Below are 22,646 nucleotides of genomic sequence, written 5' to 3'. Positions count from 1 at the left end.
GAAATTCATTTTCGCATTGTGAGGTCGTTTGAAAACTTTATAGAACAAAAACTCGCCGAAAGGCAGTCGGCAGGTATTTACCGAACGCTAAAACCGGAGAACCTACTGATAGATTTTTGCTCAAACGATTACCTTGGTTTCGCGCGATCGTCCGCACTAAAAGAAAAAATAACCACGGAGGTAAACCAGTACCCCGACAGCATGAACGGCTCCGCCGGATCGCGCTTACTGGCCGGCAACTTAACTTATACCGAAACTTTAGAGAAAGTAATAGCCGCCTGGCACAATAGTGAAACAGGATTATTATTTAACTCGGGATACGATGCTAATGTAGGCTTGTTCTCATCTCTCCCGCAGCGCGGCGATACCATCATCTTGGACGAGCTGATACATGCCTCTGTAATTGACGGCGCACGTTTAAGCCACGCTAACCGCTATACCTTTAAACATAACGATCTGCAAAGTCTCGAAGACAAACTGAAACAGGCCAAAGGCAATTGTTATGTAGGTATTGAAAGTGTTTACTCTATGGATGGCGACACCCCGCCCATAAAAGAAATTATTGAGATTACCGAAAGATACAACGCCGCCCTCATTGTTGACGAAGCGCACGCTGTTGGCTTGTATAATAAAGGGATAGTAGTCGAACAGGGCTTACAGGATAAGGTATTTGCGCAAATAGTTACCTTCGGTAAAGCTTTGGGTTGCCATGGAGCCATAGTTTTAGGCAGTAACAAATTGCGGGAGTACCTCATTAATTTTGCCCGTTCTTTTATTTACACCACGGCGGCATCATTCCATCAACTGGCATCGGTAAAAATAGCTTATGAGTTTTTACAGGGTGCTGATAGCGAGATCGAATCCTTACAAAACAATATAGCCGCTTTTAAACAAGGAGTCCAACATAACCCTGCCTATCCCCTGCTGGTCAGTGATAGCCCGATACAATGCCTGGTACTGAACAGTAACGAAAAAGCCCGCGAGGTAGCCGCAGCATTACAGGCAGCGGGAATGGACATCAGGCCGATATTTAGCCCGACAGTACCACAGGGCAGCGAACGGATAAGGATTTGCCTGCACAGCTATAATACAATAGAGGACATCGCTTTACTTACTAACACCATTAATACATTGCTACATGGCTGATCAACAACCATTATTTATAACCGGCATTGGCACCGGCATTGGCAAAACCATTGTATCGGCCATATTGGTAGAAAAACTAAAGGCCGACTATTGGAAACCCATTCAATCCGGCGACTTGGATAATAGCGATACCCTGAAAGTACAAAGCCTCGTATCAAACACCCAAACTGTATTTCATCCCGAAGCATATCGTTTAACACAGCCTTATTCGCCTCATAAATCGGCCGATCTGGATGGTATTACGTTAGATCTGCAACAGATCAATCTCCCCGAAACAAACAACCGCTTACTAATTGAAGGCGCAGGCGGATTGATGGTGCCCCTTAATTCGGGCAACTTATTGATCGACCTGATAAAGCAACTAAACGCTAAGGTGATACTGGTATCGCGTAATTATTTGGGCAGTATCAACCATACCTTGTTATCAGTTGCGGCCTTAAAACAATACGGCATCCCACTGGAGGGTATTATTTTTAACGGCATTAGCGATAGTTATTCGGAGAAATACATATTGGATTATACCGGCGTAAAACTGCTGGGCCATATCCCGGAATATCCGGCTATTGATAAAAAGATAATTGTTGAGGCAGGCAATTACATTCAATTATAAGCGGCATTTTGCTATGCGAATAATTTGCCTCACATTAGTATATCAATTACAAACAGTACACCAATGAAAAATATTACGGTTATAGGTTCGGGCACTATGGGGAATGGTATTGCGCACACCTTTGCGCAATACGGCTTTACAGTGTCGTTAGTTGATGTAAACGAGGCAGCTTTAAGCAAGGGCTTGCAAACTATTGCCAATAACCTCGACCGGCAGGTAAAAAAAGGCAGCATAACCGAACAGGTAAAAGCTGATACTCTTGCCAATATCACCACCTATACCGATTTAACCGCAGGTGCCCAAAATGCCGATCTGGTGGTAGAAGCCGCCACCGAAAACCCGGATATTAAGCTGAACCTGTTTAAACAACTTAGCGATATTTGCGGCGAGGATACCATACTGGCCTCAAACACATCCTCTATATCCATCACCCGCATCGCGTCGGTTACCAAAAAACCGGGCAATGTAATTGGCATGCACTTTATGAACCCTGTACCGGTGATGAAACTGGTAGAGGTGATTCGCGGTTACAGCACTACCAATGAGGTTACTTCTACCATTATGGCGCTATCGAGGCATTTGGGGAAAGACCCGGTAGAGGTAAACGACTACCCCGGCTTTGTGGCCAACCGCATACTGATGCCTATGATAAACGAGGCTATTTATACTTTGTACGAAGGCGTGGCCGGTGTGCACGAAATTGATACCGTAATGAAGCTTGGGATGGCACACCCCATGGGTCCGCTGCAACTGGCCGATTTTATTGGTTTGGATGTTTGTCTCGCCATTTTAAATGTATTGCATAGCGGTTTCGGAAATCCTAAATATGCTCCTTGTCCGCTGCTGGTAAATATGGTAACGGCGGGTAGCACAGGTGTAAAATCGGGCAATGGGTTTTACAAGTACACACCGGGAAGTAAGGAATTGGTAGTGGCAGATAAGTTTAATGGTGAAAGCTAAAAGGCTAAAGCGGAAAGGTGAAAGGATAAAGGTTAAAGCGGAAAGGCGAAAGCGGAAAGGTTAAAGGTTAAAGGTTAAAGCGGAAAGGCGAAAGTCGGAAAGGTTAATGACTGATGACCAAATGCCGAATGACAAAAAACTTTGCGCAGCGGAAAGAGATGTTGAGCATGGCGATGACAGGGTAAGTGCCGCCTCACTTTAAACCATTTATTATGTAGTATGGTCAAACCGGTAAATACTACATATTATGAAAGCAATATCAAAATTCGGAATATTGGCGATGCTGGTGGTATCGTTTCTTATAACTTCATGCAGCAGCAATCGTTATGTGGCTGTGCGCCCTGCCGATCCTTATTATAACAGACCACCTGTGCCTTACCGTGGCGCTGTTTGGGTGCCGGGCGAATGGGCTTATCGTAGCCACCGCTATGTTTACGTAAATGGTTACTACACTCAACCCCGTCGAAACCACGTTTACGTACAAGGCCATTGGGAACAAACACGCCGTGGCCATGTGTGGCATAAAGGCTACTGGCGATAATTATAAATGAGCCGTATATAACTTTGACAACTTTTTAAAAGTTGTCAAAGTTGAAATGCAAATACTATAATCTTTTACATCCTTTCAGGCACTTCGATGCCCAGCAAGCCCATGGCTTTCTTAATCACCTTGGCCGATGCTGCCGATAATTGCAACCTGAACTGTTTCAGGGTATCGTCTTCGGCAGAAAGTATTGATTTTTCGTGATAGAATTTATTGAACAGTTTAGCCAGTTCGTATACGTAATTGGCTATTACCGCCGGGCTGTATTCGTTAGCCGCGGTAGTGATGATCTGTGGGAACTGGTTCAACCATACGATCAGGTCGCGTTCTTCTTTGGCCAGTTCGGTTATAGGTGTACGATCATCAAAACCGATACCTGCCCTGCTCAATACCGAACGGATACGGGCATGGGTATATTGAATGAATGGGCCTGTATGTCCCTGAAAATCTACCGATTCGTTAGGATCAAATAACAGGCGTTTCTTTGGATCAACCTTTAACAGGAAGTACTTTAGCGCCCCCATACCTATAGTGTGATATAACTGCTTTTTTTCTTCTTCGCCAAAGCCGTCTACCTTACCGGCAGCATCCGTTTGTTCTTTGGCAGTTTGCACCATTTCGGCCATCAGATCGTCGGCATCAACTACCGTACCCTCGCGCGATTTCATTTTACCCGAAGGCAAATCGACCATACCGTACGAAAGGTGATACAAGCCATCGGCCCCGGCCTTACCTAATTTTTGCAGTATCAGGAAAAGTACTTTAAAGTGATAATCCTGCTCGTTACCCACCACGTATATCGACCTATCCATGTGGAATTCGTTATACTTTAATTGGGCTGTACCCAAATCCTGGGTAATGTAAACCGATGTACCATCCGAACGTAAAACGAGTTTTTCATCCAGTCCGTCGGCAGTAAGATCTATCCAAACAGAACCATCCTCTTTTTTAAAGAATACACCTTTTGCAAGTCCTTCTTCAATAATATCCTTACCTAATAGGTAGGTATTTGATTCGTAATAGTATTTATCAAAGTCAACACCAAGCGCCTTGTAGGTATCGGCAAAACCGGCATATACCCAGCTGTTCATGGTTTTCCACAGGCTGATCACCGCTTCGTCGCCTGCTTCCCACTGTTGCAGCATTTGCTGGGCTTGCTTTATCAGCGGAGCGTTCTTTTTAGCTTCGTCTTCCGTTTGGCCTTCAGCTTTTAAAGCTTCTATCTGTTTTTTGTATTCCTTATCAAATATCACATAGTATTTACCCACCAAATGATCGCCTTTAAGACCCGATGATTCAGGAGTTTCGCCATTGCCAAACTGTTGCCAGGCCAGCATTGATTTACAAATGTGGATACCACGATCGTTCACCAGGTTGGCCTTGATAACTTCGTAACCGGCCGCGCCTAAAATTTGCGCTACCGAATAACCTAATAAGTTGTTACGGATGTGGCCAAGGTGCAGCGGTTTGTTGGTATTTGGTGATGAATATTCCACCATTACCTTTTGTCCGTTTGGCTTTGCTTCGGCGAAACTTGCCGGTAATATTTCATTGTATAAGGTATCCAGCCAAAAAGCATCGCTGATAGAAATATTGAGGAAGCCTTTTATTACGTTAAAAGCAGCTACTTCGGGCAGGTTGGCCTTCAGGTATTCGCCAATTTCGTTACCGGTTTGCTCGGGCGATTTACGTGAAAAACGGGTGAACGGAAAGGTTACAATAGTTAACTGGCCTTCAAATTCTTTACGGGTTTCCTGTAAATTGATATCCGCGGGGGCAATATCGGTTTGGTATAAGTCTTTAACCGCTTTAACGGCTGCTTCAACAATAAAATTCATCGGGCAAAATTAATTAAAATGCCGGGAGTTTGGCGGAAAATTTCCACGATGCTGACTCATCCCGTCATCGCTGCGCTCGACACCCTTCTCTGCTGCGCAAAGTTTTTTGTCATTCGGCATTTTGTCATCAGTCATTAACCTTTCCGACTTTTGCCTTTCTGCTTTATCCTTTTACCTTTCAGCCTTTTGCTTTTACGCACGAAGTAGACAGTGTGAGTTAAACCCGCATGATATTTTATTGATAATTTCTGAATAGATTTGTTGTTTACAAACTGTATGACACTTAACGATAAAGATTTTAAAATAGATGTTACTTCAGAGATAGGCAACCTGCGCGCATTGCTCATACACAGCCCCGATAGCGGTCTTGGCAAAGTGGTGCCCTCAAAAGCGCAAGACTGGCTTTTTGAGGATATAGTGCACCTGGATACCCTCCGCAAAAAAGAATACGACTATTACGTTAAGCTGTTGCTGTACTTTCTCGATCCTGATAAAATTAAAGGCAAACTAAAGCAACTGGGTAAAGACCGCTCTTTTTACAAACCCGATAATAAAAACTTTCATGCCTCAACCAAGGTAATTGAGCTGCAAACCCTGTTAAGCGATATTTTAGAAGAAACCGATATCCGCAAGAAACTCGTGGCCTCGGTTTGTGCTATTGAGGGCTGCAATTATCGTTTACAGTTAAAGCTGATAGACACCCCTCCTATTGAACTGGCCAAAATTTTCATCTCCGGCTCGCTGAATGATGATGAAATGATATTTGCCCCTATCCCCAACCTTATATTTTCGAGGGACTTGGGGATTGCCGTTAACAACCATATACTGCTGAATAAACCTGCAAAAAAAGCCCGCTTCCGCGAGAGTTTGCTGGTGCGATATATCTTTTTTAACCATCCGCTGTTCGTTAAATTCAGGGATAATATATTGGAGATTCCCGAAACGGTGCAGCACTTTTTACGCCCAGGCGAGGATACCGATACCAAAACCACTTTAGAGGGCGGCGATGTAATGATGGTGAGTCCGCAGCATTTAATTATAGGTTGCAGCGAGCGTACTTCAACCAGCGGTGCCGATGAAGCCATAAAGCTCTTATTTGAAAACGATATGGTTAAGAAAGTAACCGTAGTTAAAATACCGCATAAGCGCGACTATATGCACATCGATACCGTTTTTACCCAGGTAAAACGTGATATGTGGGTGGTATTACATTCGCTGGCTGTGGCCGATAAACCTGTTAAAGAAGAAGGCCCGGCCAATTGGTTTGCCGACAAAAAGCTGAAAGAAAAACCCGAAATAGTACAGTTCAGGCAAGGTAAAAGACCAAAAACGTTCGACAATATTGAGCACCTCTTATCAGATATCAGCAAAAAAGATTTTGGCAGCGAGGGCGATACCAAGTTTATTTACTCGGGCAATAATACCTTCCCTTACGATGCCCGTGAGCAATGGACAGACTCGTGCAATCTGCTGGCGCTCAAAGAGGGAGTTGTTTTAGGGTACGACCGCAACGACAAAACCGTAGAAGCATTTAAGCAGAACGGCTTTACCATTATTAAGGTAGATGAACTGCTGCAGAAATTTGAGAACAACGAACTCGACCCGCAATCCCTTACCGATACCCTCATCCTGATGCCCTCGGCCGAACTTTCACGCGCCCGCGGTGGTTTCCATTGCATGAGTATGCCGCTGTGGAGAGAGGCAGTTGTCTGAACCGGAATTTGGGGGAATTAAGGAATTGGCAGATTTTTTTTTATTCCTTGCCTGTATCCCTATTCTCATTCATTCTGTAAATTCATAATATTGTCCGAACCAGAATTTGGGGGAATTAAGAAATGAACAGAATTTTTCTATTTCAACTATTACTCTATCCTGTTAACCATTTAAGTTCATTCTGTAAATTCATAAATTCTAAAAATTCCGGTTCAGACAAATGACCAACATGCAAACCACCTCCAACATATTAATGATTCGCCCGGTTAATTTCGGGTTTAACGAGCAAACGGCTGATAGTAACGCTTTTCAAAATCGCGATGCGGAACAGCAGGATGCACAGACCAAAGCCTTGCATGAGTTTGATAGCTTTGTGAAAATACTGCGCGATGCCGGTGTTAATGTAATTGTGGTTGATGATACACCTCAGCCACACACGCCCGATTCTATTTTTCCTAATAACTGGGTATCGTTTCATGATGACGGCACTATGTACTTATACCCTATGCAGGCCGAAAACCGCAGATTGGAGCGCCGCGAGGATATTTTAAGAGATTTGCAAGATAATTTTAAGGTAGCCCATGTTAACGACCTTAGTCGCTACGAGCTGGAGGATAAATTTCTGGAAGGTACCGGCAGTATGGTACTCGATCGTGAAAACAAGATCGCTTATGCCTGCATTTCGCCACGTACTAATGAGGATGTTTTACAGGCGTTTAGTGAGCAGTCGGGTTATAAAACAGTATTGTTCCATGCTTTCGATCAAAATGGCAAAGCCATTTACCATACCAATGTGCTGATGGCAATGGGCAGTAAATATGTGGTGATATGCCTGGATACCATTACCAACGACGACGAACTGGAACAGGTGATCGACGCTTTTTCTTCTACAGGTAAAGAGATCATCCCGATCAGTTTTGAGCAGATGAACCATTTTGCAGGGAACATGCTCGAAATACAAAACAAGGACGGCGAAAGCTTGCTGGTGATGTCGAAAAGCGCCTGGGACTCGTTAGACAACGAACAGAAAGAGTTACTAAGCAGCTACAGTAAGCCTGTGTATGCCGACATCAACACTATAGAAACCCTTGGCGGCGGCAGCGCGAGGTGCATGATGGCGGAAGTACATTTGCCAGCATTAAAATAAAATTTTTGAAAAATATAAAGGCAAGTCAGTCTATTTGCTGAATGTCAGAAATAACCATCGGATAGCCTTTTATAAAAATACACTTATTCTTAACCACTTTGTAATCAACCAATATGCAGAAACCACTTGTATAGCTTTTATCTTTGATCCATAAGATAGTTGTAAAAACATTCCTTTTTTTATCATAACAAGGTGTAACTACTTCAACATAGTTAAAATCTTCATCGGCTTTCATGGATATGGGGTTGGTGGTTTCGCTTTGTTTATATGAGTCGATATTTAAACTGTATGAAGCCGTGCTGTCAACACATTCACCCTTATTGGCATCTTGCAAAATATTGCTGAGATCATTGTTTTTCACGAACCTGTTACATACCACCCACTTTTTGGCGGTATATTTATTATCCATGACGTCTTTATCGAATTTGACAGAAGCGATTTTCTCTGATTTTTTGATAATGTCGCTTATATCCAACGATTGATCACTGTTATGTAGATTAAGCATCAGCATCATAGCGATCAGCATTTTGTTCATTTTTTGATAGTGTTAAGAGTTATGCAGATATCAAATATGCATTCTACAATTACTTATATCAAGTAAATCATTATAAATCTTTTTATAATGATAAATGCGCTCTGTATTAATACAAAGCACATTTATTGTTTTTTTTTGCCAAAATGTTTTGGTTATTATTCCGTATCTGTATAAGCATCACCGCCAATAAATATCATCGTGTTGGTTGCTTTTGCCGGTCTACCTGAAGCACCAAAAGCGAAGGATTTTTTAACGGTTTTGCCATCGGTAAAGGTAAGTTCAATGGTATTATTGTAAACTTTATAGGTACCGGCGGCGCTTGTTTTATTCCAGGCTTTGGCAGCGGGTGTTGATACCCCGGTATTGCTGCCTTCGGTGAAATGCGTGGCATCTACAAAATTTATTTTTGCTATGGATAAGGTATTAAGTCCGTTGCCGTAATCGCCGCCGCTTACCTTTTGATAGCCCTTTTTCAGTTTGACTGCACCTGTATAAGGATAGGCCGGAAACCAGTTTCCATTACCCAATTTATAATCGTGCTCCTGGCCTTTACTGTTGGTGAGGTAATAGGTTTCGCCGCTTTTACGCCACTTGCCCCAAACCTTGGGGGTTTTACTTTTTGATTCGGCTATGTTAAGCTGATCGATGGGTTCGTCACTTACTTCATAAAAGTCGCCGTTCTTAAACAATACTACGGGCTCAAACCGTATAGCTGCCGGGTAGCCACTAACGGCCCGGAAAAACCAACCTTCCACAGGAGGCGCTACCATTGAAAATGTTTTTACTCCGCTTGTAAAACTTGCAGTTACCAACAAAAGTGTAAAAGCAATAATGGTTGAATATGCTGCTTTCATGTTCATAATGAGTTTGTTTCGTTTTGAAAATTAACGCAACATGGGCACTTGTTGTTTGTTAAGTTTTTGTTATTAGTGCTGATTATAAAAATGTTGTATCCGTCATGCCGCGTTAGGGATTGCAGTGAAAAACTCACAGCGCGGGATGGGATGAAGCATGAGCGAAGCTTAATTTAAAAGTTAAAAGTCAAAAATCAAAAAACTTGTCGACCTGTTTATCGCCTTAGACATGAGAAAAATCATTTTTTGGGGCTTCGATTGAGAGATATTGCCAGTTTCTTTATCCACATACGTTTAAAGCTTCTTTAAAGTACACTTTCTGCTGTTTAAAAAACTTTGGGAGTATAAAGCATAACATTTGCAAACTATCCTACATAACATATTATTTATAAGCACCTTACAAACATTCATTTTCATATAACTGGCATCATAATGAGGCGAAAAATCCGCACAAAAACTGGACACAAAACAAATTACATTTCAACTATAAAATTAGGCCTAATAAATAGCTGAAAAATCCGTTTGAATTTTACATTTTTGCCAAAATTTTATAACATGCAGAGTTACCAGGAATTTCTTGACCTAAGTGTAGGTTTCCCGCAGGATGGTTTTGAGATAATAGATGATGAATTATACTTTCATGATCTTAATTTGATGGAGATGATTGAAACGTACGGTACTCCGCTGCGTTTTACCTACCTGCCAATAATTTCGAAGAAAGTACAGCAGGCCAAGCTGTTATTTCAGCAGGCCATAATTAAAAACAACTATCGCGGTAGTTATAAATACTGTTATTGCACCAAAAGTTCGCACTTTAAACACATTGTTGAAGAGGCACTTAAGAACGAAATCCACCTGGAAACATCATCAGCCTTTGATATGCCGATGATTGATACACTGGAGAAAAAAGGTACTGTAACAAAAGATATCACCGTGATTTGCAACGGTTTTAAAACCTTCCAGTACAAGCAATATATTGTGGATATGCTGCACGATGGTTTTACAAACATCATACCGGTGCTGGATAACAAGGAGGAATTTAACATTTACGATGACGAGATCGAGATGGATACGCCTTGTAACCTCGGGATTCGTATAGCGGCAGAAGAGCAGCCCGATTCACAGTTCTATACCTCGCGTTTAGGCGTACGTATGGAGGATGTTATCGACTTTTACCACAACAAAATTGAGAAGAACCCTAATTTCAGGGTGAAGCTGTTGCACTTCTTTATCAATTCGGGTATATCTGATACGCCATACTACTGGAACGAGCTGGAAAAATACGTTACCCTGTATTGCAAATTTAAAAAGGTAAACCCTGATCTGGATACTTTAGACATTGGCGGCGGTATGCCTTTTAAAGATTCATTGGTGTTCGATTTCGATTACGAGTACATGATCAACGAGATTGTAAGCCGTATTAAAGAAATCTGTGCCGAGCACGATACCATTGAACCGGATATTATTACCGAGTTTGGTAAATATACTGTAGCCGAAGCTTCGGGTATATTATATAAGGTAATTGGCCGTAAACAACAGAACGACAGGGAAAAATGGCTGATGCTGGATGGCTCTTTCATTACCAACCTTCCTGACGTTTGGGCACTCAACCAAAAATACATCCTGCTGCCGGTGAACAACTGGGATTCGGAGTATGACCGTGTTAACCTTGGTGGTATCACCTGCGACGGACAAGATTATTACAACCAGGAAGCCCACATGAACAGTGTGTACATGCCTAAAACCCGTAAGGTGCAATATCTTGGCTTCTTTAACACAGGAGCTTACCAGGAAGTATTAAGCGGATACGGTGGTATACACCACTGCCTGCTGCCATCGCCCAAGCATGTAATTATCCGCCGCAACCGCGATGAAACATTCAACTTCGAAGTATTCGGCGAAGAACAAAACAGCAAGCAAGTATTGAAAATACTCGGATACACTACTTAATTAGTGATTTAGTGAGTAGTGAATGAGTGATTAAGTCATTGGGCATTGGGTCATTAGTCACTAAGTAAGCATAAAAGGAAAGAGCGAAAACCACAGGTTTTCGCTCTTTCCTTTTTTATATCACTGATCAATCAATATCACTCAATCATCTTCCCTTACGCGTCAAATTTATCCAGCAGCTTTAATAGCGTTTCAAAATCTTTAGGGTATGGCGCGTGGATGGTTATTTCTTCACCGTTGAACAGTTTAAAGCTTACCTCGTAGGCATGTAGCGCAAAGCGTTTCATGATGGGCAGCTCTTCCTGCTCTTTACCTAAATGGTATTTACGTTTCAGTTTCGACAGAAAAACGGGCTGACCTTTGTACATCTCGTCTCCCGCTATAGAAGCCCTTTGTGTGGCTAAATGTATCCGGATCTGGTGCATACGACCTGTTACCGGGCGGCATTCTACCAGGGTATAGTGTTTATAGTACTTTAGGGAGTTGAACCAGGTTTCGGCACGTTTACCATCCTGCCTGCTGATGGTAACACTGCTTTTACCTACGTTAAGTATAGGCAGGTCAATAAACAGGTTCTCGAACACATGCGTACCATCAATTACGGCATGATATACTTTTTTAACCTGGCGCCTTTCAAACTGCATAGATACAGAGCGGTATGCTTCGGGGTTCTTGGCTATTATAAGGGCACCGGAGGTTTCCTTATCCAGGCGGTGGCATATCTGCGCGTCGTCCGAATAATTCTTCGCCAGGCGCAGCATATTTATCTCTCCGCCTTCACGCTCATCTAACGAACTGATGAAAGGTGGCTTATTAACCACAATCAGGTCGTCGTTCTCAAATAGTATCAGGTCGGCAAACTTTGGGATCTTCATATTTTATTATAGCCTGCAAAAATACGCTTTTAATTTTATACCGCACGCGGTTGCTTTAATCGGCTTTGCTACCGCAAAATAAACCGCTGACAAGGCTAACTATTGTCACTATATCACCAATAAAACAAAAGCCCAGCACCACTTGTTAAATATTTTATAATCAACAAATTAATCTATCAATTAAAGCATACATACCATGAGTACTAAATCAACTCAACCTGTTAACGACGAAAAAGGTTTTTTCGAAAAGGTGAAAGAAACGATCAGTCATATTTGGGAAGGCACCAAAGATGAAGCCGCAGAACTATCGGACAAAGCCGGCGATAAAATAGAAGAACTGAAAGAAAAAGTTACGGCAAAGAAAGCAACCGTGGCCAAAAAGACTGCCGCTACCAAAACAGCAGCAAGCAAAAAAGTAGCTGATACCACCGCGAAGGCCAAAGCTACTGCCGCCAATGTAAAAGCAAAAGCAGCCGACAAAGCCGAAGCCATAACCGAAAAAGCTAAAGCAACTACAGCCAAGTCTCAAAAAGAAGTGAAAGCCATAAAGACCGATGCCGCAACCAAAGCGAAAGCGGTAACCACAAAGACCAAAGCAGAAACAAGCGTTGTTAAAAAAGCAGTAGCTGCAAAAGCCACAACAACCAAACGCAAGCCAGCAGCAAGCAAATAGCTGTAAACAAAAAATGGATGGTAATTGATACCATCCATTTTTTGTTTAATATTTTCACAGCTTAAGCGCCAAATTTGTAACCAACACCTTTTACGGTTGATACGCAATCGTCGCCAAGTTTTTCGCGTAGTTTGCGGATGTGTACATCGATAGTACGGTTAGTTACTACCACTGAGTCTTCCCAAATGTTTTTCAGGATAACTTCGCGGGTATAAACCTTGCCCGGTTTTGAGGCCAGCAGGTATAATAATTCAAATTCTTTTTTAGCTAATACAATACGCTCGCCGGCTTTGTACACCAAATAAGCTTCGCGGTCGATAACCAGGTCGCCAATTTCCAGTTTGTTATCTACCACATCTTCAGACGGGGCGTTACGGCGTAATATAGCGTTGATGCGGCTTACCAGCGCGCGTGGTTTTATAGGTTTAGCTATGTAATCATCAGCGCCTACGTTAAAACCGGCAATTTCTGAGTATTCTTCGCTGCGGGCAGTTAAAAACACCATAAAGGTATTTTTAAACTCGGGCATGGTGCGCATAATACGGCATGCTTCAATACCATCCATTTTAGGCATCATGATATCAAGAACTATCAGATCGGGCAGTGAGCGTTTAGCTTCAGTTACCGCCTCCTGGCCATTATGTGCCAAAAATACCTGATAACCTTCTTTTTTTAAATTGTACTCAATCAACTCCAATATATCCGGTTCGTCATCAACAATTAAAATCTTTTGTTTGGCAGTGTTACTCATCCGTTAAATTTTTGCATAAAAGTATACGCTTAATTGAAGTAAATAGTTAACCTAATATTAACAAATTGTTAAGTATCACGATATATTAACAATTTATTGAGGCTTATTAAACGTTTTTTTAAGAAAATCTTCAAGTAGCACCCCGGTTATATTCTTGGCAACGATAACTCCCTGTGGGTCAATAATAAAGTTTGAAGGTATAGATTCTATTTGATAAAGACGCTCAACAGGTCCATTAAAGCTACTTAAATCAGAAGCATGATTCCATGTTAATTTATCTTTTTCGATAGCATTTTTCCAGGCCGGTACCTTATCGTCAAGTGATATGCCAAGTATATTAAATCCTTTGGGGTGATAAATAGCGTATTGCTTTACAATATTAGGATTTTCTTTACGACAAGGCGGGCACCACGAAGCCCAAAAATCAATCATTACATATTTACCTTTATAATCGGCTAAATTAATAGGTTTTTCATCAAGTCCGGGAATAGTAAAGTCCGGAGCCTTTTGCCCTACAGACACAGGTTTTATGATTGCCATTTGTTTAAGGAACTTCTGCACGAAAGGGTTATCTGAAAATTTCCCTTTTATAGCATCGGCATAAGCAACTAATTGCTGTTCATTCTCGCGCGGATCGAGAGAGGTAGATGCGTAAAATGCCGTAAAACTCTCCTTATTTTTACTAATAAAGCCAATAATTTCTTTTTCGTAATCTCTTACATTTTTTTGAAAAACAGGGCGGTAAACTTCGAGTAAAGAATCTTTATTACTCAATTTTTGTGTTGCCTGCTCATATTCAAGTCCGAGACGGGAGTTTTTATTACCCCAAAAATTACTTATTTTATTGAACTCTTCCAATTCTTTCGCCTCTTCAGAGCCTTTAATATTAACAGGGCCTTTTCCATTAGCAAATTCTGTTGAAAAGGTAATATCATCGCCATTTTTGGCTATCAGATCGTATGATGTTTCGGCCAAACGTATTTTATACAAGTTTTGGTAAGCCGATGAATACTTCAGTTCAAATTCTCCCTTTTCATCTAATTTACCTGTATCAACAACTGTAAGCTGGGTACTATCTAAACGAAGCAGATACGCTGTTTTTATCGGTCCGGGGTTTGCTAATTTGCCTGCAATATGAAAACTATTTTCATCATGCGCGCACGATGATACAAACGCGGCGATTAAAACAATGGCGATATACTTTAAGCTGTTTCTCATTTTGAGGCTTCTAACTCTTTTACTAATAGCTGGTTGGTTTTCTGCGGATCGATCTTCCCTTTCGAGCGTTTCATGATCTCGCCCATGAATAAGCCTAAAACGCCTTTTTTGCCTTTATGGTATTCCTTTACCTTATCAGGAAATTTCGCTATCGCTTCGCGGATGAACTGGTCGAGTTCATCGGTATCGGCACTGATAAGTAAGTTAAGTTCTTTAGCCAGCTCTTCGGCTGTTTTATCGGGCGCGTGCAGCATAGCCGGGAACAACTTGTGCGAGGCTACCGTATTATTTACCAGGCCATCGTCAATCAATTTGATCAACCCGGCAAGGTTACCCGCCTTCAGCCCAATGTCGCTGATATGCTTACCGGTTTCGTTAAGGTGCGATTTTACCGGCCCCATCAGTAAGTGCACCGCTGCTTTATAATTAGATGTATTTTTTATCAGTTCTTCAAAATACATGGCCACCTCTTTATCGGCAGTAATTACCGAGGCATCATAATCTGAAAGGCCCAGGGTTTGGGTGTATTTTTCGTAAAGTTCGGCCGGTAAAACCGGCAGGCTTTTGCGGATCTTGTTTACATAATCTACCGTTAAGCGTATCGGTTGCAGATCGGGCTCCGGGAAATAGCGGTAATCGTTCGCCATTTCTTTTGAGCGTAATACCGATGTTTCGCCGGTGTCGGCATTAAAATTCAATGTATTTTGGTCGATATGGCCGCCTGCTTCTATCACTTCTACCTGGCGGGCAAACTCATGCTCAATGGCACGCTGTACGTTACGTATAGAGTTAAGGTTTTTCACCTCGCAGCGGTTGCCGTACTCTGTAGCGCCTTTTAAACGGATGGAAATATTGGCATCGCAACGCATACTGCCTTCTTCCATGTTGCCATCGCAAATATCGAGGTAACGTAGTAAACGGCGAATTTCGGTAAGGAACTGAACGGCCTGCTCGCTGCTGCGGATATCAGGGTTGGATACGATCTCTATCAGCGGTACCCCTGCCCTGTTCAGGTCTATAAGCGAATCAGTACTGTGGTTATCGTGCGAGCTTTTGCCTGCATCCTCTTCCATGTGGATGTGGTGCAGCGTAAGCGTTTTAGTACTGCCGTCGGCCAGCTTTACCTTTACCGAACCACCCAAACATATAGGTGCCTGATCTTGCGAGATCTGGTAACCTTTGGGCAGATCGGCATAAAAATAATTTTTACGGGCGAAGCTATTATTAAGGTTGATATTACAATTACAGGCCAAACCCATTTTTACCGCGTACTCTACCGCCTTTTTATTGGTAAAAGGTAAAGTACCGGGGTGCCCTAATGATATGGCACTAATGTGGTGGTTGGGTTCAGCGCCAAAAGCTGCCGAATCGGGCGAAAAGATCTTGCTGTTGGTTGATAACTGCGCGTGCACCTCTAAACCAACCACCAATTCATATTTATCACCCTGTGCGCCTGTAAGAACTGTCATAGAAAATAGTATTCAGTTTTTGTTTACTGATTGTAAAGCCCCAAATATATAAAGTTAAACCTTTTTAGTAAAGCATTGTCAATTAAATAGGCACAAAGTTTGATTAATGCCCAACATATAAAACAGATACTTACAGATAACATGAAAAACCTTCTTAAAGGCTTGCTTGCAGCTACAGTTTTGCTTGCAGCCACTTACACCAGTACCAAAGCACAAGTTAGTTTAAGCGTTAATATAGGCACCTGGACACCGCCGCCCGCATACAGTACCGTTAACTATTATTACCTGCCCGAAGTAGAGAGCTATTATTATGCCCCAACACGCCAGTACGTTTACTTAGATGGCGGCAACTGGGTATGGCGCAGATCGTTACCGGTGCGTTACAACACCTACAACATTAATAATGGCTATAAAGTAGCGGTTTACCGCGATAGGCCTTACCGTTATTTTAATAACGACCGCACCCGTTACGTTAAATACCGCGGCTACCGCGGCAACGGCGTTGTAGTACGCGACAGGTATGTAAGTCGCCCCAGGGTAATAAACAGAACACATTATGTAGCCCGCCCAAGAGTGGTTAACCGAACACGCTATGTATCACGTCCGCGAGTAGTAAACCATACACGTGTAGTTAACCGGGTACATGTGGTAAACCGCGGGCATGGAGGACATGGAAAGCATTAATTGATAATCCCCCAAACTGTCATTCTGAGGTACGAAGAATCTATTATGCGTTACTCCTATCAAGCGTTTATTAGATGCTTCGTTCCTCAGCATGACAGTGTAGTACGGAGTTAACATACCTCCATTCAATAAAGTGGTTATAACATTTCGTTATTTCTACAGATCATTAAGCAGAAAGGGTTGAAAACTTTAAGTTTTCAACCCTTTCTTATGTAGTTAAATAAAAATATCTACGCTACAAAACTCCTTGCTTTTTCAAGAGCCCTGTCTAATCCGGTGATATCTTTACCGCCTGCTGTGGCGTAGAATGGCTGACCGCCGCCGCCGCCCTGGATCTCTTTGGCCAGTTCGCGGACGATGTTGCCTGCGTTTAGGCCTTTCTCTTTCGCCAGTTCTTCGGTGATCATTACCGTAAGGTTTGGTTTTCCTTCAATATCGGCAGCCAGCACCAGGAACAGGTTTGGTACTATGTCCTTCAAGTTATAAGCCAAATTCTTTATCGCATCGGCATTTGGCAGCGCCACTTTTTGGGCGATGAAATTGATACCGTTAATATTCTCTACTTTTTCGGCCAGTTCATTTTTTAAACCGGATGATTTTTCGAGCACGCTTTTTTCAAGTTCTTTTTTCAGTTTGACATTTTCTTCCAACAGGCTTTCGATACTTTTTGAAAGATCCTTCGGATTTTTCAGCAGCTCTTTAATATCTGTTACCAATTTGGTTTGAGCATTGATATAGTTTTCGGCAGCAATACCGGTAATAGCCTCAATACGACGAACACCTGCCGCAACAGCACTTTCAGAAATGATCTTAAAATAACCGATCTGTCCGGTTGCTTTTACATGCGTGCCACCGCAAAGCTCTTTGCTGAAGGTATCATCGAAAGTTATCACCCGTACAAAATCGCCGTACTTTTCGCCAAACAAAGCAGTAACACCGCTATTTATCGCCTGCTGATACGGTACGTTACGCTCTTCTTTCAGCGGAACATTCTCGCGTACCTTCGCATTTACAATAGCTTCTATTTGCGCTAATTCTTCATCGGTAACTTTACTGAAGTGCGAAAAATCGAACCTCAGATATTCAGCATTTACCAACGAACCTTTTTGGTTTACGTGGCTGCCTAATACCTGTTTTAAAGCGGCATGCAACAAGTGCGTTGCCGAGTGGTTACTCTCGGTACTATGCCTGCGGGATGACTCAACAATGGCGGTAAGCGCATCGTTAATATCCGTTGGCAATTTATCGGTAAAGTGAACGGTAAGGCCGTTCTCTTTTTTGGTATCGGTAACATAAATGATCTCCCCGTCAGGGAAAACCAGTTCGCCCTTATCACCAACCTGGCCACCACTTTCTGCATAAAAAGGTGTTTTATCTAATACCAGCTGGTATTGATCTTTACCTTTAGCGGTTACCTTACGGTATTTTACCACATGGGCAATGCTGTCTGTTTCATCGTAACCTGTGAATATTACAGCCTCTTCATCGCGGATCACCGTCCAGTCACCGGTATCAATAGCGGTAGCTGCGCGGGAGCGAGATTTTTGCTCTTGAAGAGCATCGTTGAAACCTTCAATATCAACTTTCCAACCTTTTTCACGAGCCATCAATTCAGTTAAATCCAACGGAAAACCGTAAGTATCTGATAACTCAAAAGCGGCCTGACCCGTGATTGTGTTTTTTTCAGCATCAGTTAAAGACACTGTTGTTATTTCTTCAAACCTTCTGATACCATTTTGCAATGTCCTTAAAAATGCAATCTCCTCCTCCAAAATCACCTTTTGTACAAAATCTTTCTGGCTATATAATTCAGTAAACACATCCTTAAACTGTTCAGCCAATAAAGGCACCAATTGGTTAAAGAAAGGCTCTTTAAAGCCAAGGTATTGGTACGAATAACGCACAGCCCTGCGTAATATCCTACGGATAACGTAGCCTGCTTTGTTGTTTGATGGCAGTTGCCCATCGGCTATAGCGAAACTGATGGCACGGATATGGTCGGCCAGTACGCGCATGGCTACGGCTTCGTTCCAATCGGAATCGCCGGGTACTGATTTTGCATTGTATTGTTTGCCTGATTTTTCCGCGATGAACTGGATCATCGGTTGAAAAACGTCGGTATCGTAGTTGGAAGTTTTACCTTGCAGTATCCTTACTAAACGCTCGAAACCCATACCGGTATCCACATGTTTGGCCGGTAATTGCTGTAGCGATGTATCCTTCAAACGGTTAAACTGCATGAATACATTGTTCCATATTTCGATCACCTGATCGTGATCGGCATTCACCAGCGTAGCGCCGCTTACTTCGGCACGCTCGCTATCGGGGCGGCTATCAAAGTGAATTTCAGAGCACGGGCCACATGGACCGGTTTCGCCCATTTCCCAAAAGTTATCCTTTTTGTTGCCGGGCAGTATGTGCGCTTCGTCAACGTAGGTTTTCCATAACTCGTAAGTTTCGGTATCTTTTTCCAAACCCTCTTTTGCGTCGCCCTCAAAATAGGTAACGTACAGGCGGTCTTTAGGTAGTTTATAAACTTCGGTAAGCAGTTCCCAGCTCCAGGCAATGGCATCCTTTTTAAAGTAATCGCCAAAGCTCCAGTTGCCCAGCATCTCGAACATGGTATGGTGATAGGTATCGATACCCACCTCTTCCAGATCGTTATGCTTGCCCGATACACGCAGACAGCGCTGCGTATCTGCCACACGCGGACTTTTCGCAGGCGCTTCACCTAAAAATATTTCTTTAAACTGGTTCATCCCCGCGTTGGTAAACATCAGGGTGGGGTCGTTTTTAATAACAATAGGCGCAGAAGGCACAATAGTATGCCCCTTAGAAGCAAAAAAATCCAGGAAAGCCTGACGTATTTCGTTAGCAGTCATTTATAAAATATTTGGAGTGCAAAGGTAGTTATTAGTGCGGAAGTCCGAAAGTCGGGAAGACGGAAAAGTCAGTAAGTCCGGAAGATAGAAAAAGTCTGAAGTCCGAAAGTCGGGAAGACGGAAAAGTCAGTAAGTCCGAAAGATAGAAAAAGTCTGAGAAGCAAAGAAAAAGTGACAAAAGAAAATGCACTGCAAAAATATTTCTTCCGGGTGTCTCATCTTTCGAGCTCCAAAACTTAAAATTTCTTTCGGACTTCCGGACTTGCTGACTTCCGGACTGAAACAAAAAATAATTACATTTGCACATGCCTTACAAAGAACGTGAAATAAACAAGATGTACTACACCATGGGTGAGGTATCGGCCATGTTTGATGTAAATCAATCGTTAATAAGATTTTACGAGAAAGAGTTTGATGTTCTGCAACCCAAAAAGAACAAAAAAGGCAACCGTTACTTTACCCCCGAAGACCTTGAAAACCTGAAGGTGATCTTTCACCTGATACGCGATAAAGGCTATACACTTAACGGCGCAAAAGAGCACCTTAAAAATAATATGGGCGATACCAAAGATAATCAGCGTGTGATAGATGCTTTGGATAACCTGAAAAAATTCCTGCTCGAAGTGCGCGATCAGCTCTAATTCCGGAGGCTAAAACATATCTTTATCGGCAACCAAACCAGGGCTAACAGATATGATTGCCGGTCATAAAGGCGAAATTCCATTTATAATTTTATTGATCCCCTACCTGCTGGGTATCGCCTTTGGCATTGGCTGTTTATCGGCCGCGCCGGTATGGTTGTTTGGGATCGCGTTTTTATTGCTTTCGGCTGTATTCGTCATTCTTAATTTAGCATATAAAAAGCTGGGCATTTATAAAATGCGCTGGCTGGGCGGTGTGCTGATCTTGTTTACCCTCACTTCGGCAGGCATTTTTAACGCTAACCGCAGCAAACAGCTTAATGATCCACTCCACTTTTCTAAGTATACCGGCAGTAGCCTCATTGTAAAGATCAACAGTGAACCTGTATTAAAGAACGATCTGTACAAATTCACCGCCACCGTAATACAAAGTATAAATGGCAATAAGCGACAAAACACCGCTGGACAATTGCTGATCTCAATAAAAGATACCGCGGCGAGCAGCTTATATTATGGCGATATATTGCTGATCCCGTCCAATTATAACGAGGTTGACCCGCCATTTAACCCGGCGGAGTTCAACTACAAAAAGTACCTGACCAATAAGAATATATATCACCAGGCCTACCTCTACCCTGGGCAGTACAGAGTGCTTGATATAAATAAAGGCAATCCTATCATCAGTTACGCCTTGCGTTTAAGGCAGCGGTTGGTACAAAAACTAAAAGCAAACATCCATAATCCGGATGCGGCGGCTGTAGCAGCTACGCTCATACTCGGTTACAAAGCCGATTTAAGTAACGATATTTTGCAAGCCTATTCAAAAACGGGCACCATTCATGTGCTCTCTGTATCGGGCGCGCATGTGGGTTTGGTGTATTTGGTGTTGGGTTTTCTGTTATCGTTTTTAGATAGATATAAGCATGGCCGTTTGATACGGACATGTATCATCATCATGTTGGTGTGGTATTATGCTTTACTCACCGGGTTTTCGCCGCCTGTATGCAGGGCAGCGGTAATGCTGTCGCTTATTGTGGCGGGTAAAACTTACAGCAGGTATATCAATACGCTCAACCTGCTGGGCTTTTCTGCTTTCGCGCTTTTACTGTTCGATCCTTTTTTAATTACCGATGTAGGCTTTCAACTCTCGTACCTTGCCGTTGCCGGTTTAATTGTTTTGCAACCTGTTATTTATAAATGGATACAAGTAAAAAATAAGTGGCTGGATAAGTTGTGGCTGTTATGCTCGATATCTATAGCCGCGCAGGTGATCACCTTTCCGCTAAGCGCTTATTATTTCCATCAAATACCGGTTTACTTTTTATTCAGCAACCTGTTCATCCTGATACCATCGGCAGCTATTATGTATACCGGGATTGCCTGCCTGTTACTGCCCGAGCATTGGCTGATCAGCAAGTGGCTGGCTTATGTTACCGAGCAATTAATACTACTGATGAACCGTGTGTTGGCCTTTGTAGAGCATGCGCCTTTCGCCAGCATCAGCAAAGTGTGGCTTACCACTGCCGAATATTTGTTGCTGTATGCCATCATCATCACAGGCTTTTATTTCATCTACAATAAAAACCACAAGCTGTTAAAAGCCGGTATTGGTTTGCTTCTGTTATTTTGCATCAGTATCAGCTATAAAAAATATCGCGCTTACAGCAGCAGTGATGTGGCTTTTTTAAATCTGCGCAAGCATACCGGCATCGTGTTAAGGCAGGGAAGTGAGGCCGTAGTAATTACCGATATACCGGCTGATGATAAAGGCTATCAATATTCGGTACAGCCCTATTTGGATAGCAGTAAGGTAGCCACTACAACATTGGCAAACATTGATAGTAATGTAAAAACAGACTTCACCTATAAAAACGCTGGCTTGATAAAATTTCGATCGCTGAATATTTTAATGCTTACCCATGCTGCTAACCGCTTGCCTGCAAGCGATATAAATGTCCATTACGTTTATGTCAGCGGTAATCCTGAAATTGACATTGCTTCTTTATTACATAACAATAGCTGCAAAATGCTTATTATAGCTGCCGATAACGGGAAAAAGTTAACAAATGAATTGGTAAACGCGGCACGAGTGCATCATGTAAAATATTATCTGCTCAAGCGTAACAAATCATTTATAGCCCCATCTAATTGAAAAA

Annotated in this window: 19 protein-coding genes; 11 read left to right on the top strand and 8 right to left on the bottom strand. The window is 42.4% G+C overall.

The window, feature by feature from the left end:
• Positions 1–18 precede the first annotated feature (18 nt).
• From ABD894_RS20700 to ABD894_RS20685, 4 genes are all read left to right on the top strand, one after another.
• Positions 19–1,146, top strand: a complete 1,128-nt coding sequence (locus tag ABD894_RS20700) for an aminotransferase class I/II-fold pyridoxal phosphate-dependent enzyme (RefSeq protein WP_345212983.1) — start codon at positions 19–21, stop codon at positions 1,144–1,146.
• Entirely contained in the window at positions 1,139–1,756 is a 618-nt protein-coding gene (gene bioD / locus ABD894_RS20695; protein WP_345212982.1) for a dethiobiotin synthase, read from the top strand. Before ABD894_RS20700 ends, bioD begins: the two co-directional genes overlap by 8 nt.
• 63 nt (positions 1,757–1,819) lie before the next feature.
• Positions 1,820–2,716, top strand: a complete 897-nt coding sequence (locus tag ABD894_RS20690; protein ID WP_345212981.1) for a 3-hydroxybutyryl-CoA dehydrogenase — start codon at positions 1,820–1,822, stop codon at positions 2,714–2,716.
• A 247-nt stretch (positions 2,717–2,963) separates the two neighbouring features.
• Positions 2,964–3,257: a hypothetical protein gene (locus ABD894_RS20685; RefSeq protein WP_345212980.1), complete on the top strand. Its 294-nt coding sequence runs from the start codon at positions 2,964–2,966 to the stop codon at positions 3,255–3,257.
• A 74-nt stretch (positions 3,258–3,331) separates the two neighbouring features.
• Here the strand turns inward: ABD894_RS20685 and argS are convergent, their stop codons facing one another.
• The gene (gene argS, locus ABD894_RS20680) at positions 3,332–5,098 is read right to left on the bottom strand and encodes an arginine--tRNA ligase (RefSeq protein WP_345212979.1); all 1,767 of its coding nucleotides are present in this window, start codon (positions 5,096–5,098) and stop codon (positions 3,332–3,334) included.
• 276 nt (positions 5,099–5,374) lie between these two features.
• Here argS and ABD894_RS20675 point away from each other — a divergent pair, with 276 nt between their 5' ends.
• Both ABD894_RS20675 and ctlX read left to right on the top strand, forming a co-directional pair.
• The gene (locus tag ABD894_RS20675; RefSeq protein WP_345212978.1) at positions 5,375–6,811 is read left to right on the top strand and encodes an arginine deiminase family protein; all 1,437 of its coding nucleotides are present in this window, start codon (positions 5,375–5,377) and stop codon (positions 6,809–6,811) included.
• Between the two features lie 220 nt (positions 6,812–7,031).
• Positions 7,032–7,958: a citrulline utilization hydrolase CtlX gene (gene ctlX / locus ABD894_RS20670; RefSeq protein ID WP_345212977.1), complete on the top strand. Its 927-nt coding sequence runs from the start codon at positions 7,032–7,034 to the stop codon at positions 7,956–7,958.
• Positions 7,959–7,983: 25 nt separating this feature from the next.
• Here ctlX and ABD894_RS20665 read toward each other — a convergent pair whose 3' ends face one another.
• Entirely contained in the window at positions 7,984–8,493 is a 510-nt protein-coding gene (locus ABD894_RS20665) for a hypothetical protein (RefSeq protein WP_345212976.1), read from the bottom strand.
• A 155-nt stretch (positions 8,494–8,648) separates the two neighbouring features.
• The gene (locus ABD894_RS20660; protein WP_345212975.1) at positions 8,649–9,347 is read right to left on the bottom strand and encodes a hypothetical protein; all 699 of its coding nucleotides are present in this window, start codon (positions 9,345–9,347) and stop codon (positions 8,649–8,651) included.
• Positions 9,348–9,902: 555 nt separating this feature from the next.
• On the opposite strand from ABD894_RS20660, the gene ABD894_RS20655 reads away from it, so the two are divergent.
• On the top strand, positions 9,903–11,297 hold the full coding sequence (locus tag ABD894_RS20655; protein ID WP_345212974.1) for an arginine decarboxylase: 1,395 nt from the start codon (positions 9,903–9,905) through the stop codon (positions 11,295–11,297).
• A gap of 155 nt (positions 11,298–11,452) precedes the next feature.
• On the opposite strand, the gene ABD894_RS20650 is transcribed toward ABD894_RS20655, so the two are convergent.
• Complete coding sequence (locus tag ABD894_RS20650; protein WP_345212973.1) at positions 11,453–12,172, bottom strand: RluA family pseudouridine synthase; 720 nt, start codon at positions 12,170–12,172, stop codon at positions 11,453–11,455.
• A 196-nt stretch (positions 12,173–12,368) separates the two neighbouring features.
• On the opposite strand from ABD894_RS20650, the gene ABD894_RS20645 reads away from it, so the two are divergent.
• On the top strand, positions 12,369–12,845 hold the full coding sequence (locus ABD894_RS20645; RefSeq protein ID WP_345212972.1) for a hypothetical protein: 477 nt from the start codon (positions 12,369–12,371) through the stop codon (positions 12,843–12,845).
• A 61-nt stretch (positions 12,846–12,906) separates the two neighbouring features.
• Here ABD894_RS20645 and ABD894_RS20640 read toward each other — a convergent pair whose 3' ends face one another.
• The 3 genes from ABD894_RS20640 to gatB all read right to left on the bottom strand — a co-directional run bounded on the left by ABD894_RS20640 (position 12,907) and on the right by gatB (position 16,283).
• Positions 12,907–13,596 (bottom strand): response regulator transcription factor, encoded by a 690-nt coding sequence (locus ABD894_RS20640; RefSeq protein WP_345212971.1) that lies wholly within the window; start codon positions 13,594–13,596, stop codon positions 12,907–12,909.
• A 93-nt stretch (positions 13,597–13,689) separates the two neighbouring features.
• On the bottom strand, positions 13,690–14,814 hold the full coding sequence (locus ABD894_RS20635) for a peroxiredoxin family protein (protein WP_345212970.1): 1,125 nt from the start codon (positions 14,812–14,814) through the stop codon (positions 13,690–13,692).
• Positions 14,811–16,283 (bottom strand): Asp-tRNA(Asn)/Glu-tRNA(Gln) amidotransferase subunit GatB, encoded by a 1,473-nt coding sequence (gatB, locus tag ABD894_RS20630; protein ID WP_345212969.1) that lies wholly within the window; start codon positions 16,281–16,283, stop codon positions 14,811–14,813. The genes ABD894_RS20635 and gatB overlap by 4 nt, the downstream gene beginning before the upstream one ends.
• 141 nt (positions 16,284–16,424) lie before the next feature.
• On the opposite strand from gatB, the gene ABD894_RS20625 reads away from it, so the two are divergent.
• On the top strand, positions 16,425–16,967 hold the full coding sequence (locus tag ABD894_RS20625) for a hypothetical protein (protein WP_345212968.1): 543 nt from the start codon (positions 16,425–16,427) through the stop codon (positions 16,965–16,967).
• Between the two features lie 230 nt (positions 16,968–17,197).
• Here ABD894_RS20625 and alaS read toward each other — a convergent pair whose 3' ends face one another.
• Positions 17,198–19,849, bottom strand: a complete 2,652-nt coding sequence (alaS, locus tag ABD894_RS20620; protein WP_345212967.1) for an alanine--tRNA ligase — start codon at positions 19,847–19,849, stop codon at positions 17,198–17,200.
• A gap of 305 nt (positions 19,850–20,154) precedes the next feature.
• Here alaS and ABD894_RS20615 point away from each other — a divergent pair, with 305 nt between their 5' ends.
• Positions 20,155–20,490 carry a MerR family transcriptional regulator gene (locus tag ABD894_RS20615; protein WP_345212966.1) on the top strand — a complete coding sequence of 112 codons (336 nt, stop codon included), beginning with the start codon at positions 20,155–20,157 and terminating at the stop codon, positions 20,488–20,490.
• Positions 20,491–20,542: 52 nt separating this feature from the next.
• Positions 20,543–22,642 (top strand): ComEC/Rec2 family competence protein, encoded by a 2,100-nt coding sequence (locus tag ABD894_RS20610; protein WP_345212965.1) that lies wholly within the window; start codon positions 20,543–20,545, stop codon positions 22,640–22,642.
• Positions 22,643–22,646: the final 4 nt, after the last annotated feature.

It is taken from the genome of Mucilaginibacter gynuensis (assembly GCF_039541195.1).
Classification (GTDB): Bacteria; Bacteroidota; Bacteroidia; order Sphingobacteriales; family Sphingobacteriaceae; genus Mucilaginibacter; species Mucilaginibacter gynuensis.
The sequence above is the reverse complement of the archived record's forward strand: the minus strand, read 5'-3'. Positions and strand labels throughout refer to the sequence as shown.

What these genes read in the sequence shown, in the direction of transcription:
- bioD (WP_345212982.1), top strand. Translation starts at nt 1,139, where the DNA reads ATGGCTGATCAACAACCATTATTTATAACCGGCATTGGCACCGGCATT.
- ABD894_RS20690 (WP_345212981.1), top strand. Translation starts at nt 1,820, where the DNA reads ATGAAAAATATTACGGTTATAGGTTCGGGCACTATGGGGAATGGTATT.
- ABD894_RS20685 (WP_345212980.1), top strand. Translation starts at nt 2,964, where the DNA reads ATGAAAGCAATATCAAAATTCGGAATATTGGCGATGCTGGTGGTATCG.
- argS (WP_345212979.1), bottom strand. Translation starts at nt 5,098, where the DNA reads ATGAATTTTATTGTTGAAGCAGCCGTTAAAGCGGTTAAAGACTTATAC.
- ABD894_RS20675 (WP_345212978.1), top strand. Translation starts at nt 5,375, where the DNA reads ATGACACTTAACGATAAAGATTTTAAAATAGATGTTACTTCAGAGATA.
- ctlX (WP_345212977.1), top strand. Translation starts at nt 7,032, where the DNA reads ATGACCAACATGCAAACCACCTCCAACATATTAATGATTCGCCCGGTT.
- ABD894_RS20665 (WP_345212976.1), bottom strand. Translation starts at nt 8,493, where the DNA reads ATGAACAAAATGCTGATCGCTATGATGCTGATGCTTAATCTACATAAC.
- ABD894_RS20660 (WP_345212975.1), bottom strand. Translation starts at nt 9,347, where the DNA reads ATGAAAGCAGCATATTCAACCATTATTGCTTTTACACTTTTGTTGGTA.
- ABD894_RS20655 (WP_345212974.1), top strand. Translation starts at nt 9,903, where the DNA reads ATGCAGAGTTACCAGGAATTTCTTGACCTAAGTGTAGGTTTCCCGCAG.
- ABD894_RS20650 (WP_345212973.1), bottom strand. Translation starts at nt 12,172, where the DNA reads ATGAAGATCCCAAAGTTTGCCGACCTGATACTATTTGAGAACGACGAC.
- ABD894_RS20645 (WP_345212972.1), top strand. Translation starts at nt 12,369, where the DNA reads ATGAGTACTAAATCAACTCAACCTGTTAACGACGAAAAAGGTTTTTTC.
- ABD894_RS20640 (WP_345212971.1), bottom strand. Translation starts at nt 13,596, where the DNA reads ATGAGTAACACTGCCAAACAAAAGATTTTAATTGTTGATGACGAACCG.
- ABD894_RS20635 (WP_345212970.1), bottom strand. Translation starts at nt 14,814, where the DNA reads ATGAGAAACAGCTTAAAGTATATCGCCATTGTTTTAATCGCCGCGTTT.
- gatB (WP_345212969.1), bottom strand. Translation starts at nt 16,283, where the DNA reads ATGACAGTTCTTACAGGCGCACAGGGTGATAAATATGAATTGGTGGTT.
- ABD894_RS20625 (WP_345212968.1), top strand. Translation starts at nt 16,425, where the DNA reads ATGAAAAACCTTCTTAAAGGCTTGCTTGCAGCTACAGTTTTGCTTGCA.
- alaS (WP_345212967.1), bottom strand. Translation starts at nt 19,849, where the DNA reads ATGACTGCTAACGAAATACGTCAGGCTTTCCTGGATTTTTTTGCTTCT.
- ABD894_RS20615 (WP_345212966.1), top strand. Translation starts at nt 20,155, where the DNA reads ATGCCTTACAAAGAACGTGAAATAAACAAGATGTACTACACCATGGGT.
- ABD894_RS20610 (WP_345212965.1), top strand. Translation starts at nt 20,543, where the DNA reads ATGATTGCCGGTCATAAAGGCGAAATTCCATTTATAATTTTATTGATC.